Source organism: Ruegeria sp. AP11 (assembly GCF_056535865.1).
Genome location: NZ_JBQFJB010000001.1, coordinates 1,168,242 through 1,183,235 on the forward strand (window position 1 = coordinate 1,168,242; position 14,994 = coordinate 1,183,235).

A 14,994-nucleotide genomic window follows, 5' to 3' on the forward strand; every position below is an offset into this window, starting at 1 on the left:
GGTCAGGCATGATCGCGAAAATAGTCAGGGGACATATATGCGCAAATTCTTGGTCGTTCTGGATGATAGCCGCGAATGTTTGAACGCGATGCGCTTTGCAGCCATGCGCGCGGCACATACAGGAGCAGGCGTGACGATTCTGTCCGTCATTCCCCCGGATGAGTTCAATCACTGGATCGGTGTGGCCGAAGTGATGCGCGAAGAGGCGCGCGAACGTATCCACGCGCATTTCGAGGTGTTCGCCAAATGGATGCGTGACAAGCAGGGCATTGAACCGGAGCTCACCATCCGCGAAGGCGACCCGGTGCCCGAGATCATCGCCCATGTCCAGTCGGACCCTGAAATTGGCGTGCTTGTCTTGGGCGCGGGAACCGACAAGAAAGGCCCCGGTCCGTTGGTGACGCAACTGACCCGCAATTCCGGCAGTCTGCCGATTCCGATCACCATCGTTCCCGGCGATCTGAGCAAGGAAAAGCTGGAAGCCATTACCTGAGGCTGTGCGATGGGCGCCAAGCTGCAATTCTGGTTCGATTTCGCCTCGACCTATTCCTATCTCAGCGCCATGCGAATCGGACAGCTGGCATCGGATCAGGGCCTGACCATTGAATGGCAGCCTTTTCTGCTGGGCCCGATCTTTGCCGATCAGGGGTGGAACAATTCTCCGTTCAACCTCTATCCCGCAAAGGGGCGATACATGTGGCGGGATATGGAACGTCTCTGTGCCGCGCGGGGCCTGCCCTTTCAGCGTCCCGGTGCTTTCCCCCAGAGCAGCCTCAAGGCAGCGCGTCTGGCCCTGACGATTGATGCCCCCGATCAACGGGCGAAATTCGCCTGCGCCGTCTATTCGGCTCAGTTCGGCGCGGGAAAGGAGATTTCCGACCTCGGGGTGCTGACAGAGTGTCTGACAGCTGCTGGTGTCGCGCCAGAGCACTTGGATCGAATGGGCGATCCGCAGATCAAGGCAGCCCTGTTCAAACAGGTCGACCGCGCCAGGGCGCTGGGCATCTTTGGCGCCCCGAGCTTTGTGGCGGGGGATGAGCTGTTCTGGGGCGATGATCGTTTGACTGATGCGATTTCCTACGCCGCATCAATTTAGAATCGTTCCAAATCTTGACTTCCCGTGCCCGGGCGCGCATATCAAGGGCAACTCAAACGGAGTCGCGCCATGTTCATCCAAACTGAATCCACACCCAACCCGGCAACGCTGAAGTTCCTGCCCGGTCAGACGGTTCTGGAAGCAGGCACCGCAGATTTCCCAAGCGCCGAAGCGGCCGAGAAATCGCCTCTGGCCAATCGGATTTTCGCAGTGAACGGCGTGACCGGTGTGTTCTTCGGCAATGATTTTGTCACCGTCACAAAATCGGATGACGTTCAGTGGGACCACATCAAACCCGCCATCCTTGGCGCGGTGATGGAGCATTATCAGTCGGGTCAGCCAGTCATGGCCGCCGATGCGCAAACTGCCTCGGGTCACGCCGAGCATACCGGCGAGGATGCTGAAGTCGTGAACCAGATCAAGGATCTGCTGGACAGCCGCGTGCGCCCTGCCGTGGCGCAGGATGGTGGCGACATCACCTTCCACGGCTTTGATCGCGGCGTTGTCTATCTGCACATGCAGGGGGCCTGCGCCGGCTGCCCGTCCTCGACCTTGACGCTGAAGATGGGGATCGAGAACCTGCTGCGCCACTACATCCCCGAAGTGACCGAGGTTCGCCCGGTTGCCGTCTGACCCGACAATCTTGGCGTTTGACACATCGGCCGCGCATTGCGCGGCCGCTTTGCTGCGGGATGGCGACATCGTTGTATCCGCAGCCGAATCCATGTCACGCGGGCAGGCCGAGCGCCTGATGCCTCTGCTGGAGGAGGTGCTCGCACAAGCGGGCTGCGCCTGGGCGGATCTGGATGCCATTGGTGTTGGTGTCGGACCCGGCAATTTCACCGGCATTCGCATCTCGGTCTCTGCGGCCCGGGGGCTTGCTCTGGGCCTGAACGTCCCGGCGGTGGGTGTGTCGGGATTTGACGCGCTGGCCGAGATCGCACCGAGCGATGCGCTTCCAGCGGTCACTGCCCCGCGCGATCAGGTCTATGTGCAACTGGGGGAAATGCCCGCACAACTTTTGCCAATGCAAGAGGCCGAGGGATTGGGATCACTGTTCCTTTGCCCTGACCCCGCCCTGCAGGCAGAGGCCATCGCACGGATCGCTGCACGTCGCCGGGACATCACAGATCAGCCCCCGGCCCCACTTTACATCCGGCCCGCCGATGCCGCGCCTTCCAGCGACACGCCTCCGGTGCTGTTGGACGAATGACCCCGCAAGAGCTGGCCTCGACCCACGCTGCGGCGTTCACGCAATCACGGCCCTGGACCGCGTCCGAGTTTTCTGCGTTGCTGGACAACCGGTTCACCCATGTCTCCGGCACCGCCAAATGCTTCGCCCTGTTTCAGGTCATCGTCGATGAGGCCGAACTGTTGACGATTGCGACCCATCCCGCGCATCAGCGGCAGGGGCTGGGCCTAAGCTGCATGGGCATATGGCATGCCAAAGCCGCGCAATTGGGGGCGACTCGGGCATTTCTGGACGTCGCTGCCGACAATCTGCCCGCATTGACGCTGTATCAGCGCTGCGGATATCGCCGCTGCGGACAGCGCAAAGGCTACTACACCCGAAGCTCCGGAGAAAACTGCGACGCAATCGTTATGGAGCGCGCTCTGCCCTGACGGCAGGTGGCAATTTTCTATTGTTTGGTCAAAAATCAGTTGACCCTGACTGTTGCATACGGCCTTAATTCCCGCCATCACAACAAGTATGCTCGCTCTGAGTGGGTGATGGGGCGTTAAAGCCCCGGACCGATTATAACCAACGGGAGTAACAAATGACCCTAATGAAATCCCTGATGGGCGCCGCTGCTGCGGTTGCACTGACCGCTGGCGCGGCTCTGGCCGAACCGGCCCTGATCTTCGATCTGGGTGGCAAGTTCGACAAATCGTTTAACGAAGCCGCACATAATGGCGCGTCGCGCTGGGCGGAAGAGACCGGCGGCACCTATCGCGAGATTGAGATGCAGTCCGAGGCACAGCGTGAGCAAGCCCTGCGCCGCTTTGCCGAGGCGGGTTCGAACCCGATCATCACCATGGGCTTCGGCATGGCCGATCCGCTGAGCGCGGTCGCCGCTGACTATCCGGATACAACCTTTGTTGTGGTCGACGTCACCTGGCTGGACGCGCCGAACCTGCGTCAGGTGGGTTTTGCCGAACATGAAGGCTCGTATCTGGTGGGTATGATGGCAGCCATGGCTTCCAAGACCGGTACGGTCGGCTTCATCGGCGGCATGGATGTCCCGCTGATCCGCCACTTTGGCTGCGGCTATGCGCAAGGTGCAAAGGCTGTTAACCCCGATATCAACGTGGTCGCCAACATGACCGGCACGACACCTGCGGCGTGGAACGACCCGGTGAAGGGTTCGGAACTGACCAAGGCTCAGATCAGCCAGGGCGCTGACGTGGTTTACGCTGCTGCTGGCGGCACCGGTGTCGGCGTGCTGCAAACCGCTGCTGACGAAGGTATCCTGTCGATCGGCGTGGACAGCAACCAGAACCACCTGCATCCGGGCAAGGTTCTGACCTCGATGCTGAAACGTGTGGATGTCGCTGTTTATGAAGCGATGAGCGCGGGCGAAGATGTCGAAACCGGCGTATTCGTCATGGGCCTGGCCGAAGATGGCGTTGGCTATGCCATGGACGATAACAATGCTGCGCTGGTGTCGGATGACATGAAGGCCGCCGTTGACAAGGCGCGTCAGGACATCATCGACGGCAACGTCTCGGTGGTCAGCTACTACGAGAACGACAGCTGCCCGGCGCTGCAGTTCTGATATCATGCGGGACGGGGGAATGCCTTCCGTCCCGCTTCCACTTTGCCAGCTTGCCAATGGCAGGTGGCCCTTCTTCGGCAATTGAGGACAAGACATGACCGTCCCCGCCATTGAGCTCAAAGGGATTTCCAAAGCCTTTGGGCCGGTTCAGGCCAACAAAGACATTTCCATCAGCGTCGCTCCCGGCACGATCCACGGGATCATCGGTGAAAACGGTGCGGGCAAATCCACGTTGATGAGCATCCTCTACGGCTTCTACAAAGCCGACAAAGGCGAGATCTGGATCAACGGCACAAAAACCGACATCCCTGACAGCCAGGCGGCCATCGCCTCGGGCATCGGGATGGTGTTCCAGCATTTCAAACTGGTCGAGAATTTCACTGTTCTGGAGAATATCGTTCTGGGCGCCGAAGATGGAGGCCTGCTGGCCCCGTCGCTGGCCAAGGCGCGCAAGGAATTGAAAGCGCTGGAAGAAGAATACGAGCTGTTTGTCGATCCGGACAAACGCATCGACGAGATCGGCGTCGGCATGCAGCAGCGGGTCGAGATCCTCAAGGCACTGTATCGCAAGGCCGAGATTTTGATTCTGGACGAACCAACCGGTGTGCTGACCCCCGCCGAGGCGGATCAGTTGTTCCGTATCCTCGACCGCCTGCGGTCAGAGGGGAAGACGATCATCGTGATCACTCACAAGCTGCGCGAGATCATGGAAAACACCGACACGGTGTCGGTGATGCGGCGGGGCGAGATGACGGCGACGGTCAAAACCGCCGATACCAACCCGCAGGAGCTGGCCGAGCTGATGGTGGGCCGCAAGGTGCTGTTGCAGGTAGACAAGGTGCCTGCGCAACCGGGTAAGCCAGTTCTGGAAATCGAAAACCTGCGGGTGACAGATTCGGCTGGCGTCGAGCGTGTCAAAGGCATCAACCTGACCGTCCGCGCGGGTGAGATTGTGGGAATCGCCGGGGTCGCGGGCAACGGGCAATCCGAATTGCTTGAGGTTCTGGGCGGCATGCGGCCCGGGCAGGGTTCCATCAAGCTGAACGGCGAACCTCTGGCCCTCAGCGGCGCAGGCTCGGACGGGCAGGCCCGCCGCGCGCAGCACATCGCCCATGTACCCGAGGACCGGCAGCGCGAGGGTCTGATCATGGACTTCTACGCGTGGGAAAACGTGGCTTTCGGCTATCACCGTGACCCTGCCTATAAACGCGGCCTGTTCATGGACAACGCCGCGCTGCGCGCCGATACAGAAGCCAAGATCGAGAAATTCGATGTGCGTCCGCCCAATGGATGGCTGACCGCTAAAAGCTTCTCGGGCGGCAACCAGCAGAAAATCGTCGTCGCGCGCGAGATCGAGCGCAACCCCGACCTGCTGCTGGTCGGTCAGCCCACGCGCGGCGTGGATATCGGTGCCATCGAGTTCATTCACAAACAGATCGTCGCCCTGCGCGATCAGGGCAAGGCGATCCTGCTGGTCTCGGTCGAACTGGAAGAGATCTTCTCGCTGTCCGACCGGATTGCGGTGATGTTTGACGGACATATCATGGGCGAGCGTCTGCCCGCCGAAACGGATGAAAAAGAACTGGGCCTGCTGATGGCCGGTGTTGCAGGAGAGGCCGCCTGAACCATGGAAAAAATGCCCAAATGGGCCGATGTGGTGCTGATCCCGCTGATCAGCCTGCTGCTGGCCACAATCCTTTCGGCAATCGTCATCCTTGCCATCGGAGAAGACCCGATCGAGGCGGTGAACCTGATGGTCACTGGTGCCCTCGGGTCGACCTATGGCTGGGGGTATACCCTGTATTACGCGACCAATTTCATCTTTACGGGTCTGGCGGTCGCCGTGGCCTTTCACGCGCGCCTGTTCAACATCGGCGGTGAAGGTCAGGCCATGCTGGGGGGCTTGGGCGTTGCCATCGTCTGCCTGTCAGTGCAATGGCCGCACTGGACCATCGCCCTGCTGGCCGCCTGCGCCGCCTCGATGATCTTTGGCGCGGCCTGGGCCGCGATCCCGGCCTACCTGCAGGCCAAGCGCGGCAGCCATATCGTGATCACCACGATCATGTTCAACTTCATCGCCGCCGCTTTCCTGAACTACATGCTGGTCAACGTGATGCGCCCGCAGGGCTCGCAAGACCCGGCAACCGCGCGTTTCCCCGAGGCGGTGCATCTGCCGACCTTCCAGTCCATGTTCTCGACCGCCGAAAACGTGATGTTCCGCGGCGCGCCTGCGAATATCTCGTTCTTTGTAGCGCTGCTCGCCTGCGTCGTTGTCTGGGCGCTGATCTGGCGCACGCGGCTGGGCTATGAAATCCGCGCCTATGGTCATTCCGAGACTGGCGCTGTTTATGCGGGCATCTCACCGGTCAAGATCACCATCGTCGCCATGCTGATCTCGGGCGCGCTGGCTGGTCTCATGGCCATCAACAACGTGATGGGTGAGGCCGAGCGGCTGGTTCTAAACTCGACCGAAGGGGCCGGGTTCATCGGCATCGCGGTGGCGCTGATGGGGCGGTCGCATCCGTTTGGTGTACTTCTCGCCGCGATCCTGTTCGGGTTCCTGTATCAGGGTGGTGCCGAGCTGGCCCTGTGGACGTCGATCCCGCGTGAGCTGATCGTGGTCATTCAGGCACTGGTGATCCTGTTCACCGGCGCGCTTGACAACATGGTTCGGATGCCGCTTGAAAAGCTGTTCCTGATGCTGCGGAAGGGGTCGGCCTGATGGATATGTTTCTGACCCTCATCCAGGTACTGGATTCGACCATTCGTCTGGCGACGCCCCTGCTGCTGGCCTGCCTGGCCGGGCTTTATTCCGAACGCGCAGGCATCTTCGATATCGGCCTTGAGGGCAAGATGCTGATGGCAGCCTTCTTCTCGGCTGCGGTCGCTGCTGTCACCGGTTCGGTCTGGCTGGGTCTGCTGGCCGGGATTGCGGCCTCTCTGGTTCTGTCGGCGTTACATGGATTCGCCTCGATCACGTTTCGCGGCAACCAGCTGATCTCGGGCGTTGCGATCAACTTCCTGGCCTCTGGCATGACGGTTCTGGTCGCGCAAAGCTGGTTCCAGCAGGGCGGCCGCACTCCGTCACTGTTCGGAGGGGGACGGTTCGAACCGATCAACTTCCCGCTGGCCGAATCCGTCGAAGGGGTTCCGCTGGTTGGTCCGGTGTATTCCGAGCTGCTGTCCGGCCATTCCATCCTTGTCTATATGGCGTTCCTGATGGTGCCACTGACCTGGTGGATTCTGTTCCGCACCCGGTTCGGATTGCGCCTGCGCGCGGTTGGTGAAAACCCGGCAGCGGTGGATACCGCCGGTGTCTCGGTCGTTGGACTTCGTTATGCGGCGGTGGCGATCTGCGGCGTGCTGTGCGGCATAGCCGGTGCTTATCTGGCAACCGCGTTGCAGGCAGGTTTCGTGAAAGAGATGACCGCCGGGCGCGGGTTCATCGCACTGGCGGCGCTGATCTTTGCGAAATGGCGGCCCTGGCACGCGATGTGGGCCTGTCTGCTGTTCGGGTTGCTTCAGGCAGTCGCCCTGCGATTCCAGAACATCGATCTGGGCGGGGTTGTCATCCCGGTGCAGGTCATGGACGCCCTGCCCTACATCCTGACCGTGGTGATCCTGGCCGGGTTCGTGGGCAAAGCCGTACCGCCGCGCGCGGGTGGTGAACCCTACGTGAAAGAGCGTTGATAAGGCCAGTTCAGGACTGACCCTCAGTCCTGTTTGCTGCAAAGCGGCATACAGAGTTGATTTTGTATGCCGCAACCGCTCTAAGGAGATATGGACTTGCCCCGCCACAGTTCCGCAGCCCTGGCACCCGCCAACCAAGCTGTTGCGTGCGTTTCGTCTATTGAGTCTTACGTTATCACGGGTTCCGCCGCTTTGCGCTGCGCGACCCTCGCCGTTTAGAAGAAGCCATGCAGATCTACCTTCCGATTGCCGAAGTATCCGTAAATGCCTTTCTACTGCTTGGGCTGGGCGGCATGGTCGGAATTCTATCCGGCATGTTCGGCGTTGGCGGCGGTTTTCTGATGACGCCGCTGCTGTTCTTCATCGGCATCCCTCCGGCCGTTGCCGTTGCGACCGAGGCCAACCAGATTGTCGCCTCGTCCTTCTCGGGTGTTCTGGCCCATTTCAGGCGAAGAACGGTCGACCTGAGGATGGGGACAGTGTTGCTGATCGGGGGTCTGGCCGGGGCGGCACTCGGCGTGGTTCTGTTCAACTATCTCAAAAGCCTTGGTCAGGTCGATCTGCTGGTCAAGCTCTGCTATGTGGTCTTTCTGGGCGTGATCGGCAGCCTGATGTTTGTCGAAAGCCTGAATGCCCTGCGCAAATCCCGCAAGGGCGGTGGTGCTGTACCAAAACGCCGTCAGCGCGGCTGGGTCCATGCGATGCCGTTCAAGATGCGGTTTCGGACCTCGGGACTTTATATCTCGGTTATCCCGCCGGTGATGGTAGGGCTGTTCGTCGGCGTCCTGTCCGCGATCATGGGTGTGGGCGGCGGCTTTATCATGGTGCCCGCGATGATCTACCTGCTGGGAATGCCGACCAAGGTTGTGGTTGGCACCTCGCTGTTTCAGATCATCTTTGTGACCGCTTTCACCACGATGCTGCATGCCACCACCAACTTTACGGTCGACGTGGTCCTCGCCGTGCTGCTGCTGGTCGGTGGCGTGGTCGGCGCTCAGATCGGAACACTGATCGGCGCGCGCATGCCAGCCGAGCAACTGCGCGTCCTGCTGGCCGCTTTGGTTCTGGTGGTCTGTGGCAAACTGGCGCTGGATCTGCTTTTGCAACCGGCCGAGCTGTATTCGCTGGGCGATGCGGGGGGTCACTGAGATGTTGCGTCTGATCGCCGCCCTCTGTCTATTCTGCTTGCCGGTCCAAGCGGCCCAGGAACAGGTTGTTCTGGGACTTTCGCAGGACCGGGTTTCGATCACGGCCAATTTCGACGGCTCCGAGATTCTTGTCTTCGGTGCGGTCAAACGCGAAGCGCCGATCCCCGAGGGCCCTCCGCTTGAGGTCATCGTATCGGTTGTCGGCCCGTCCGAACCCGTCACGGTGCGCCGCAAGGAAAAGAAGTTTGGCATTTGGGTCAACACGGACAGTCTTGTCGTCGACCTCGCCCCCAGCTTTTATGCGGTCGCAACCAGCGCCCCGTTCGATGAGGTTCTCAGCAACACCGAAGACCTGCGCAACAAAGTTTCGATCGAACGCGCGATCCGGTCGGTCGGTGCTGATATGAACATTCAGGGCGCTCAGGATTTCTCGGCGGCGGTCATTCGTATTCGCGAAGACGAAGGGCTTTATTCGATCCGGGAAAACACAGTTGCTGTGGATGAGCAGACCCTATTCCGCACGTCGATCGAAATGCCGGCGGACCTGACCGAGGGTGATTACACCGCGCGGATCTTCCTGACCCGCGGCGGCAATGTGGTCTCGAATTTCGAAACGTCAATCGACGTGCGCAAGGTGGGCCTTGAACGGTTCCTGTATAATCTGTCCCGCGAGCAGCCTATCTGGTACGGCCTGATGTCGCTGGCCATCGCCATTGCCGCCGGTTGGGGAGCGTCGACGGCGTTCCGTTTGCTGCGCGAGAAGTAATCGCTAACCCCGCCCGATATAGGGCATGGTCGTGGCCAGAACCGTCATGAACTGCACATTCGCCTCGGGCGGTAGACCAGCCATATGCAGCACGGATCGGGCGGCATCAGCGACATCCATGGTCGGATCAGGCGTGTGGCCTTCCGCGATGGCATTATCGACCAGTTCCTGAACCATCGGGGTGCGGGCATTTCCGATGTCGATCTGGCCACAGGCGATGCCGAACGCGCGCCCATCCAGTGACAGGCTGCGCGTCAGGCCGGTAATGGCGTGTTTCGTTGCGGAATAATGCACCGAATTCGGGCGCGGCACATGGGCTGCAATCGATCCGTTATTGATGATCCGCCCACCCTGAGGCTGTTGCGCCCGCATCGCCGCGAACGCAGCGCGGGCGCACAGGAACATGCCGTTCAGGTTCACATTGACCGAGTTGTACCAGTCGTCCAAGGCAATCTCGTCTATGGTGCCGCCGGGGGCGAATATACCGGCATTGTTGAACAGGACATCCAGTCGACCGGTCTTTTGTATGAATTCGAAAAAAGCTGTTTCCACCGCATCAAGATCGGTGACATCCGCAACCAACGGGACCGCATTGTCGCGGCCTGAGGCCATCTCGTGCAACCTGTCCGCGCTGCGTGCCAGCAAACCAACGGCCCAGCCTTCGGACAGGAACAACTCAGCCGTTGCCTTGCCAATGCCCGAGCTTGCACCGGTGACGATGATCGTCTTCATGTCTCTTCCGCCTCCAACGTCAACGCGGGCGCCGCCGTGGCCCGCAGGTCATCAACGCGCAGCGGATGCGTTGGCTTAGACAACCGGTTGCGGACCACCCAGATCAGCCGCTCTTGCGCACGCGTGATGGCAACATAGGTCAGACGTTTCCACAAGGGCTGCCCAGCCTCTGTCCGGCCCATACGGGCGGCAGCGTAGATATCAGGGGCGAAGACCTGAACCGTATCCCACTGCGAGCCCTGCGCCTTGTGGATCGTAACCGCTGCACCATGCAGAAACGTGGCCCCCATACGGGCGGCATAGGGGATGAACGGCTCTTCCTCATCCGGTTTTTCGATCTGCACAATCGATGCGGCGCTGACCTGAGGGTCTTCGGCCCCCATCACGTGCAGGCGCGAAAACCCCGGCTTGCGGCCGGGGCCCAGATAGATGACCTGCGCGCCCTTGATCAGGCCACGCGCCTCAAGATCCAGCCGCTTCTTGCGATGTTTCAGAGGCAACTCGATACCATCGCAGATCAGCGGCTCGCCCTCCAGCAACTCAGTCTCGGGCGCGCCATGGACGCTGCGGAATGCCTGGATCAGGCGGATACGGGTGGCATTGCGCCAGACCAGAACCGGGCTGCGCGCCATCAGGTCGACCTCGACCCGTTGGCCCCAGATGACACGGTCGTCTTTGCGGGCGGTGTCCTCGATCAGGCGTTCGAAATCCTCGAATCCCATTGCCGGGTCGGCCAGCGCATGGGCGAGGTCAAGTATCGGGTTGTCGGCTGTCTGGCGGTGCACCCGATGTAAAATCTGCTTGCGCGGCTCGGGCAATGCGTCGAACACCATCGACCCGGATTGGTTCACAGGCGCCAGCTGCGCCGGGTCTCCGAACAGCAGCAGCGTGGGAAAAATCTCTTTCAGATCATCAAATTGCCGGTCATCCAGCATCGAGGCCTCATCGACGAAGCCGATATCCAAAGGCTCTTCCCGGCGCTTCCAGCCGGTGATGAAGTCGGAGCCGCGCAATCCGGCAGCGGCCAGCGCGCCGGGGATGGATTTGTTGTTGGCATAGAACGCAGCGGCACGATCCAGTGCTTCGTCGGTCAGCCCTTCGATCTCGGGCCGTTCGTCGTTACCGGCCAGCCACTCGGCGATGCGCTCATATTCCGGGTCGTAGACCGGGGTATAGAGGATGCGGTGAATGGTCGTTGCAGGCACGCCACGCAAGCGCAAAACGCTGGCGGCCTTGTTTGTCGGGGCGAGGATGGCGAGGCTGCGCTTGTCGCGGGATTTGCGGCTTTCAAAATCGCCCGAGATCAGATTGACCCCCGTCTCGGCCAATGCCTTGTACAGCTCGGCCAGCAGCAGGGTCTTGCCCGATCCTGCCTTGCCGATCACAGCCATGACGCCCGATTGTCCGCCGCCCGGCAATTTCAACAGGGCGTCGTCTTCAAGATCGACACCCGCCGTGCGCAACATTTCGGCAATGTTGTCGAAGGCGGCGGCCTGATCTTCGGAAAAGGTAATCTGGGGCAAGGACATGGCGCGACCCTACAGGGACGCGCCGTGCTCCACCAGATACGGAATGCGATATCGGCCAGCCTCAGGCGGACAAAGCAAACCGATGCTGGGCGGTGTTGCCGAAGGCCGTCTTGAACCACAGGCGCGACAGCTCACGCGGGATGCCCGCGCGGGCGGCGACCCGGTTGCAATCGTCCGCCGAATAAGGCCACAGACCGACCGAGATTTGATCCCGACCCGACCCTTCCGAGCCCAGCGCCACCGGAGACGACCCGATCATGCGGTAAATCCGGATCATGCGCGCATCGAACACCCCGGCGATATGGGTCAGGCCAAACCCCTCCATCACCTCGCCACCGCTGAGCATGATGGCCCCCGCCGTATGGGCGCTGGCGGTGCGTGACAGGCAGAAGCGGGTCACCTCCCAGATCAGTGGGCTGTGGATCGGGCTGCCTCCGGTCAGATGTCCGAACACCTCGTTCACCATCACCGGCCCGGTCGTCGGCAGAATCCGCATCGAGCCGCCATGACTGCCATCCGCCTCTTCCCAGATCACATAAAGCGGGTTCAGATCATCATATTGATCCCGCTCTTCCCCCATTTCGTTAACTTTAACGTCCCAGCCCAGCCGGGTTTTGAACTGATCGGCACGATCCCGAAACATTCCTTTGGCAAGCTCCGGATGTTTATACAGCTCGTCCGCGTACAGATAACGCAACATGACGTATTCCCCTTGTCGTCCACATGGAACAAAGGGGGTACGTACTCGTGGTTAATTTACGGTGAGAGCAACGTACGGTCGTTAAACGACTATTAAACCTCGGCTGAGCGCCGTTGCGATGGCATGAGTCGTGTTCTGCGCGCCCAGCTTGGCCCGCGCGCTTTCGATATAGGCCCGTAGCGTGTGTTCAGAGATCGAAAGAGAATGCGCCACCTGCGCGCGGCTATAACCCAGCGCAAGCAACGTCATGGCATCAATTTCACGCGGCGAAAGGCCGCGTGTGGTTTCCGGCTGCCGTTCCCGGGCAAATTCCAGCGCCTTGCGATTCAGGAAATACGCCACCAGAATCAGATCACGGCCATAGGTCGCAATGAAGGTTTGCCAGGTCTGATCGTCACAATTGTGGTTCGCCGTGAACAAGGCGAACTGACCGCTTGGACCCCGCAGGGGGACCGAATATCCCTGATTGCCGACACCATGTTCCAGCGCGTCTTCCAGAAAGGCACGCACGGCCTTGCCGGACCAATCCAGCTGTTTCCAGTCCACCGCATGAAACCGCTGAAAACAGCCCAGAATGACCGGGTCAATGCGATGATAACTTCTGTCGCGGTACCGTTCGTCCCAGTCATCTGAATAGGTGGTGAAACCGTATTGATCCCCAGCCCCGTCAACCCAGTGATAGGTGATGTGATCAATCTGAAGCCGGTCGCGCAATTGGACCGAGACGCTGGTCAGCTCTTCAAGCGTGCTGGTGTTTTCCAAATCCTCGAGGATCTGGCTCAAATCGAACTGTGTTGCCATTCGTCGGCGCGCAAGCCTCATCCTTCAAGGACGCAATCTCGGCCGCAGCGACCAGCCTGGTGTCGTCAAGCTGTTCTGCAAGTGCGGTCAACCCGTTCGCCACCGCAAAGGCGTTGAGGTCCGACAATACGTCCAGTATCCACTCATTTTGCGCCATCAGGGTGTCCCCGAAATAGTTAACGAATAGTTAACACAACCATAACATGTGCAGACTATTTCGGCCTACTCACTGCTTTCTACTCCCCAAAAATAGCGGGGGAATGCCGCCTAACTCATTGATATGTATAGATGCATTCCAGAAACGCAAAACACCCGCGCGGCAATGGCATGCTGCGCGGGTGTAATAACCCTAAATCAGGACAAATTGGCTTAATCGCCCGCCGCGAGAACTTCTTCCAGAGTGCGCATACCGGTATGCGGTGCTTGGACAAGAACCGACATGTTGCCGGGCTTATGCTCGTTCCGCATCATCTTCATATGCGCCTCGGGCAGGTCCTGCCATGTGAACACCTCGGACATGCAAGGATCCAGACGACGCTCGACCATCAGCTGGTTCGCGGCGGCCGCTTGCTTGAGATGCGCAAAATGCGATCCCTGCAGGCGTTTCTGGTGCATCCACATATAGCGCACATCGAAGGTCAGGTTATAGCCAGTAGTGCCCGCGCAGATCACGACCATACCGCCCTTCTTCACCACGAAGGTCGACACCGGGAAGGTGCTTTCGCCGGGATGTTCAAACACCATGTCGACATTCACGCCCTTGCCGGTGATATCCCAGATCGCCTTGCCGAACTTGCGCGCCTCTTTGAACCATTCCGCATATTCCGGAGTGTTCACCGTGGGCAGTTGACCCCAGCAGTTGAAATCCTTCCGGTTCAGAACGCCCTTGGCTCCCAGCCCCATGACAAAATCACGCTTGCTTTCGTCCGAGATCACACCGATGGCATTCGCACCCGCCGTGTTGATCAACTGGATCGCGTAAGAGCCCAGACCGCCCGACGCACCCCAGACCAGAACATTCTGACCCGGCTTCAGGTCATGCGGCTCGTGCCCGAACAGCATCCGGTACGCGGTGGCCAGCGTCAGCGTGTAGCAGGCACTTTCTTCCCAGGTCAGGTGCTTGGGGCGCGGCATAAGCTGCTGGGCCTGCACGTTGGTGAACTGGGCAAAAGACCCATCCGGCGTCTCATAACCCCAGATGCGCTGGCTGGGCGAATACATCGGATCGCCGCCGTTGCAATGCTCGTCATCGCCATCGTCCTGGTTGCAATGGATCACGACTTCGTCGCCGACCTTCCAACGCTTGACCTTGTCACCCACGGCCCAGACGATGCCCGAAGCATCCGACCCCGCGATGTGATAAGGTGCCTTGTGGCCGTCAAACGGGCTGATCGGTTTGCCCAGCGAGGCCCAGACGCCGTTATAATTCACCCCGGCCGCCATCACGAGGACCAGCACCTCGTGGCTGTCCAGCTTGGGCACATCAACCACCTCAAGCTGCATGGCCGTGTCGGGCTCGCCATGGCGTTCCTTGCGGATGGCCCAAGCATACATCTGCTTGGGGACATATCCCATCGGCGGGATTTCCCCCATTTCATAGAGGTCTTTTTCCGGCGCCTCATACGACGCGATGCCATTGTCGACGTCCAAAGCCATGCTGGCCTCCTTTATCTCATCTATTGCCGCGCCGCAGAATCGCGGCTTTCACCAACTGGAATATTTGCGGCCAAGAAATATTGCAATAGTTTTTGGTGC

Annotated in this window: 16 protein-coding genes; 11 read left to right on the plus strand and 5 right to left on the minus strand. The window is 60.1% G+C overall.

The features are described 5' to 3' along the window. The first annotated feature begins 37 nt into the window (after window positions 1-37). The 11 genes from ACR3E4_RS06060 to ACR3E4_RS06110 all read left to right on the plus strand — a co-directional run bounded on the left by ACR3E4_RS06060 (window position 38) and on the right by ACR3E4_RS06110 (window position 9,477). Window positions 38-493 carry a universal stress protein gene (locus ACR3E4_RS06060; RefSeq protein ID WP_480533202.1) on the plus strand — a complete coding sequence of 152 codons (456 nt, stop codon included), beginning with the start codon at window positions 38-40 and terminating at the stop codon, window positions 491-493. Window positions 494-502: 9 nt separating this feature from the next. Continuing rightward, on the plus strand, window positions 503-1,096 hold the full coding sequence (locus tag ACR3E4_RS06065) for a DsbA family protein (RefSeq protein ID WP_480533204.1): 594 nt from the start codon (window positions 503-505) through the stop codon (window positions 1,094-1,096). A gap of 69 nt (window positions 1,097-1,165) precedes the next feature. Further along, complete coding sequence (locus tag ACR3E4_RS06070) at window positions 1,166-1,729, plus strand: NifU family protein (RefSeq protein WP_480533206.1); 564 nt, start codon at window positions 1,166-1,168, stop codon at window positions 1,727-1,729. Continuing rightward, window positions 1,719-2,309: a tRNA (adenosine(37)-N6)-threonylcarbamoyltransferase complex dimerization subunit type 1 TsaB gene (tsaB, locus tag ACR3E4_RS06075; protein ID WP_480533208.1), complete on the plus strand. Its 591-nt coding sequence runs from the start codon at window positions 1,719-1,721 to the stop codon at window positions 2,307-2,309. The genes ACR3E4_RS06070 and tsaB overlap by 11 nt, the downstream gene beginning before the upstream one ends. After that, window positions 2,306-2,719, plus strand: coding sequence for a GNAT family N-acetyltransferase (locus ACR3E4_RS06080; protein WP_480533210.1), 414 nt, complete (start codon window positions 2,306-2,308; stop codon window positions 2,717-2,719). Before tsaB ends, ACR3E4_RS06080 begins: the two co-directional genes overlap by 4 nt. A 155-nt stretch (window positions 2,720-2,874) precedes the next feature. Beyond that, entirely contained in the window at window positions 2,875-3,873 is a 999-nt protein-coding gene (locus ACR3E4_RS06085) for a BMP family lipoprotein (protein ID WP_480533212.1), read from the plus strand. 94 nt (window positions 3,874-3,967) lie between these two features. Next, complete coding sequence (locus ACR3E4_RS06090; RefSeq protein WP_480533213.1) at window positions 3,968-5,497, plus strand: ABC transporter ATP-binding protein; 1,530 nt, start codon at window positions 3,968-3,970, stop codon at window positions 5,495-5,497. Window positions 5,498-5,500: 3 nt separating this feature from the next. Beyond that, window positions 5,501-6,595 carry an ABC transporter permease gene (locus tag ACR3E4_RS06095; protein WP_480533215.1) on the plus strand — a complete coding sequence of 365 codons (1,095 nt, stop codon included), beginning with the start codon at window positions 5,501-5,503 and terminating at the stop codon, window positions 6,593-6,595. Further along, window positions 6,595-7,563, plus strand: a complete 969-nt coding sequence (locus ACR3E4_RS06100) for an ABC transporter permease (RefSeq protein WP_480533217.1) — start codon at window positions 6,595-6,597, stop codon at window positions 7,561-7,563. Before ACR3E4_RS06095 ends, ACR3E4_RS06100 begins: the two co-directional genes overlap by 1 nt. A 227-nt stretch (window positions 7,564-7,790) precedes the next feature. Next, window positions 7,791-8,711 carry a sulfite exporter TauE/SafE family protein gene (locus ACR3E4_RS06105; RefSeq protein WP_480533219.1) on the plus strand — a complete coding sequence of 307 codons (921 nt, stop codon included), beginning with the start codon at window positions 7,791-7,793 and terminating at the stop codon, window positions 8,709-8,711. Between the two features lies 1 nt (window position 8,712). Continuing rightward, window positions 8,713-9,477, plus strand: a complete 765-nt coding sequence (locus ACR3E4_RS06110) for a TIGR02186 family protein (protein ID WP_480533221.1) — start codon at window positions 8,713-8,715, stop codon at window positions 9,475-9,477. Between the two features lie 3 nt (window positions 9,478-9,480). Here the strand turns inward: ACR3E4_RS06110 and ACR3E4_RS06115 are convergent, their stop codons facing one another. From ACR3E4_RS06115 to ccrA, 5 genes are all read right to left on the minus strand, one after another. Beyond that, entirely contained in the window at window positions 9,481-10,209 is a 729-nt protein-coding gene (locus ACR3E4_RS06115; protein ID WP_480533223.1) for an SDR family oxidoreductase, read from the minus strand. Continuing rightward, window positions 10,206-11,738: an ATP-dependent DNA helicase gene (locus ACR3E4_RS06120; RefSeq protein ID WP_480533225.1), complete on the minus strand. Its 1,533-nt coding sequence runs from the start codon at window positions 11,736-11,738 to the stop codon at window positions 10,206-10,208. Before ACR3E4_RS06120 ends, ACR3E4_RS06115 begins: the two co-directional genes overlap by 4 nt. A gap of 61 nt (window positions 11,739-11,799) precedes the next feature. Further along, window positions 11,800-12,438, minus strand: coding sequence for an acyl-homoserine-lactone synthase (locus ACR3E4_RS06125; protein ID WP_480533227.1), 639 nt, complete (start codon window positions 12,436-12,438; stop codon window positions 11,800-11,802). A gap of 81 nt (window positions 12,439-12,519) precedes the next feature. Further along, window positions 12,520-13,239 (minus strand): helix-turn-helix transcriptional regulator, encoded by a 720-nt coding sequence (locus ACR3E4_RS06130; RefSeq protein WP_480533229.1) that lies wholly within the window; start codon window positions 13,237-13,239, stop codon window positions 12,520-12,522. Window positions 13,240-13,608: 369 nt separating this feature from the next. Then, the gene (ccrA, locus tag ACR3E4_RS06135; protein WP_480533231.1) at window positions 13,609-14,895 is read right to left on the minus strand and encodes a crotonyl-CoA carboxylase/reductase; all 1,287 of its coding nucleotides are present in this window, start codon (window positions 14,893-14,895) and stop codon (window positions 13,609-13,611) included. Between the last annotated feature and the right edge of the window lie 99 nt (window positions 14,896-14,994).

Coding starts and splice junctions, on each gene's coding strand:
- ACR3E4_RS06060 (WP_480533202.1), top strand. CDS start 38: ATGCGCAAATTCTTGGTCGTTCTGGATGATAGCCGCGAATGTTTGAAC.
- ACR3E4_RS06065 (WP_480533204.1), top strand. CDS start 503: ATGGGCGCCAAGCTGCAATTCTGGTTCGATTTCGCCTCGACCTATTCC.
- ACR3E4_RS06070 (WP_480533206.1), top strand. CDS start 1,166: ATGTTCATCCAAACTGAATCCACACCCAACCCGGCAACGCTGAAGTTC.
- ACR3E4_RS06080 (WP_480533210.1), top strand. CDS start 2,306: ATGACCCCGCAAGAGCTGGCCTCGACCCACGCTGCGGCGTTCACGCAA.
- ACR3E4_RS06085 (WP_480533212.1), top strand. CDS start 2,875: ATGACCCTAATGAAATCCCTGATGGGCGCCGCTGCTGCGGTTGCACTG.
- ACR3E4_RS06090 (WP_480533213.1), top strand. CDS start 3,968: ATGACCGTCCCCGCCATTGAGCTCAAAGGGATTTCCAAAGCCTTTGGG.
- ACR3E4_RS06095 (WP_480533215.1), top strand. CDS start 5,501: ATGGAAAAAATGCCCAAATGGGCCGATGTGGTGCTGATCCCGCTGATC.
- ACR3E4_RS06100 (WP_480533217.1), top strand. CDS start 6,595: ATGGATATGTTTCTGACCCTCATCCAGGTACTGGATTCGACCATTCGT.
- ACR3E4_RS06105 (WP_480533219.1), top strand. CDS start 7,791: ATGCAGATCTACCTTCCGATTGCCGAAGTATCCGTAAATGCCTTTCTA.
- ACR3E4_RS06110 (WP_480533221.1), top strand. CDS start 8,713: ATGTTGCGTCTGATCGCCGCCCTCTGTCTATTCTGCTTGCCGGTCCAA.
- ACR3E4_RS06115 (WP_480533223.1), bottom strand. CDS start 10,209: ATGAAGACGATCATCGTCACCGGTGCAAGCTCGGGCATTGGCAAGGCA.
- ACR3E4_RS06120 (WP_480533225.1), bottom strand. CDS start 11,738: ATGTCCTTGCCCCAGATTACCTTTTCCGAAGATCAGGCCGCCGCCTTC.
- ACR3E4_RS06125 (WP_480533227.1), bottom strand. CDS start 12,438: ATGTTGCGTTATCTGTACGCGGACGAGCTGTATAAACATCCGGAGCTT.
- ACR3E4_RS06130 (WP_480533229.1), bottom strand. CDS start 13,239: ATGGCAACACAGTTCGATTTGAGCCAGATCCTCGAGGATTTGGAAAAC.
- ccrA (WP_480533231.1), bottom strand. CDS start 14,895: ATGGCTTTGGACGTCGACAATGGCATCGCGTCGTATGAGGCGCCGGAA.